Here is a 2,494-nt window from a genome sequence, read left to right on the forward strand (position 1 = left end):
GATGGAACAGAAATGGATGCCGCGCACGCCTGGTATGAATTTGAAACACACACCGGCAAAAATGGATTCGCTCACCAACGCTGGAATGGCACTTTGCCTCCCGGTGCGTTTACCGGCGATTTCAATGCGGACTTCCGCTTCAAAATTCCTGAAATCCAGCATGTGTTCTATGTGGAATTTGGCAGGGAGGATCATGAACACACCTTGAATGATGCCCGTATTGAATGGGATCATTCCCAAGCTCACCTCATTGGCATCAAGCAACTGTTTGATCATGATTTCTTTTTTATCGTGGAACGGGCCAATAATGTTCAACCCCGGGACCAACGGGCTACTCGGGGAATTGTTTACTGGTACACCCACCATGAATATACCAATGGTTGGACGTATGACGGCATCAATCTCGGACATCACATGGGCGCTGATTCGGAAGATAGTTTTTTAGGTTTTGGACAAGAAAAATCTGATTATTCCTGGATGTTTTTCGCAGACACAGAATTGCATGGAATTGCGGGAACCCCAAAAAATCAGCAGGAATACAAAACTGAGGTGGGACTGACGGGGTTTTATCAAGTGTCCCGCCAATGGCGAGTCGATGCTTCCATCCTGATGCAAAATTTTGAGAATTTCGGAAAGATCGCGGATAATTCACTCGCATCCAATGCCTGGAGTTTCGGGGTCAGGTTTACGCCTTAAACCCTACAAGGAACCGGTTGATTTTAATCGTAAATTCACGACTCTCAGAATTGCGCTTTCAATGACGGCCCCAATGGGCATTTGATCTGTTTCACATTCAGACCTAACGATTTGAGTGCTTTTCCGGCACCGTTCATTTTCCTGTTTACAGTTTGTCATCTCAACGATGGAGAGATCTTATACACCATGCTTTAAAATCCTTCGTCGCTCGTACCTCGTTCAGTCTGACACTTCAAACGGTTAACTGCTTTTCACCTTTTCTGAAAGGTGCCAAAACATCATTGAGATTTTTATGCGGCATCAACTCCCAATTCTGCAATCCTGGTTTTTTTCCGTGACTATCTATATTTTATTCATCGCCAGCGGTTTTTCGTTGGCCGCCGTTGAGTTTGCGACAGGAATGCTGCTTTTATTAGGTCTTTTTTGTAAAAAAAATATATTTTTTGATACAAAATATTTTTTCTTTGTCATGTTATGGTTTGGGGTCGTCGGGGTGTCGACTGTGGTCCATGATTCATGGAGAGAGGTATTTCCCGCTTTAAAAGGAGATTATCGCTTATTGTTACCGCTGGTCTTGCCGTTAGCGTTAGGCACTGTGGATCTGAAGAAGCTGTTGAAAATCTATCTGATCGGCATGGGACTCATGGCGATTTATGGAATTATTCAGCATTTTTACGGCGTGGACTGGTTTCGTGTGGGCGGGGCCAAATTAATCACACCCTATCCACGGGTGGGGGGAACTGTGTTTCATGCAAAGGGGAACTTCAGTCATCATTTGACCTATGCCGGGGTGATGTTGATGAATGTTCCCTTATTTCTCTCATTGGCGATTCATCAGTCTTCACGAGAACGCTGGACATGGGGCTTGGGGGCGGTGTTATGCACACTGGCGCTGGTGTTCTCCTTATCACGCAGTGGGTGGCTGGGTGGCTTGGCCGGCATGTCGGTTCTGATTTTTTTGCTTCCTCGTCGCAGGGCGTGGAGGATCATGTTTTCCCTGGGATGTTTCGGTATCCTGGTCATCAGTTTGATGGGCAGTGGTTGGTTGCGACAATTTTATCAGCCTGACCATCCTCAACTGCTCAATCGCTTGTTGCTGACATCTCTGGAATATGATCAGGATCGTTGGCATTTATGGCAGGCGGCCTGGATGGGTATTGAAGAACATCCCTGGTTGGGGGTTGGTCTGGGCAATGAAGTTCCTGCTTTTGAACACTATCGACAAGGGGTTTCCACCCAGTATCAAGGCTATGTTTTCAACAATAAAGCCTCAGCGGGAGTTCATAATCAGTATCTGCAAATTTTATTTTCTACGGGAGTGCTGGGATTATTGGCGCATTTGCTGATTTTTGGCGTCATTCTCCACGGAAATGTTCAGGTCATTCAAAAATCCTCTTCCGCCTGGACCAAAGGCTTGGGATGGGGACTTCTGGGTGGAATTTGCGGGCACCTGACCGCAGGAATTTTTGATAATAATTTTTTTGATTCGGAAGTCCAGAATCTGGTGATGGTGTTCGTGGGGATTCTGTTTTATCTGAATCTGCCGCTTCCGCGCCTAGATGAATGATGACAGTGCGTTCAACGGGCAGGGTTCTTCGGGGGGTGATCATATTTTCGGCCACAAATTGTAGGGGCGAACCTGTGTGTTCGCACTGATCCCGGGCAGACACACTGTCAAGTCCTAAAAAAAGTTTACAGTTTTTGAATAGTCCTGGGACTATTTTACATAAAATTCGATTAGTCCTGAAATGGCTTTACGAAGTATTAATCCTGAAATGAGTTCATATCGTTATTGTCA

The 2,494-nt window shown here is 45.7% G+C and carries 2 protein-coding genes; both read left to right on the plus strand.

The annotated features are described in order from the left end of the window. Positions 1-696, plus strand: a 696-nt coding sequence (locus tag HQM11_21420) for a hypothetical protein (protein ID MBF0353599.1), incomplete at its 5' end; no start/stop codon positions are given. Between the two features lie 292 nt (positions 697-988). Continuing rightward, positions 989-2,263 carry an O-antigen ligase family protein gene (locus tag HQM11_21425; GenBank protein ID MBF0353600.1) on the plus strand — a complete coding sequence of 425 codons (1,275 nt, stop codon included), beginning with the start codon at positions 989-991 and terminating at the stop codon, positions 2,261-2,263. Positions 2,264-2,494: the final 231 nt, after the last annotated feature.

It is taken from the genome of SAR324 cluster bacterium, from assembly GCA_015232315.1.
GTDB lineage: Bacteria > SAR324 > SAR324 > SAR324 > NAC60-12 > JADFZZ01.

What these genes read in the sequence shown, in the direction of transcription:
- HQM11_21425 (MBF0353600.1), top strand. Translation starts at nt 989, where the DNA reads ATGCGGCATCAACTCCCAATTCTGCAATCCTGGTTTTTTTCCGTGACT.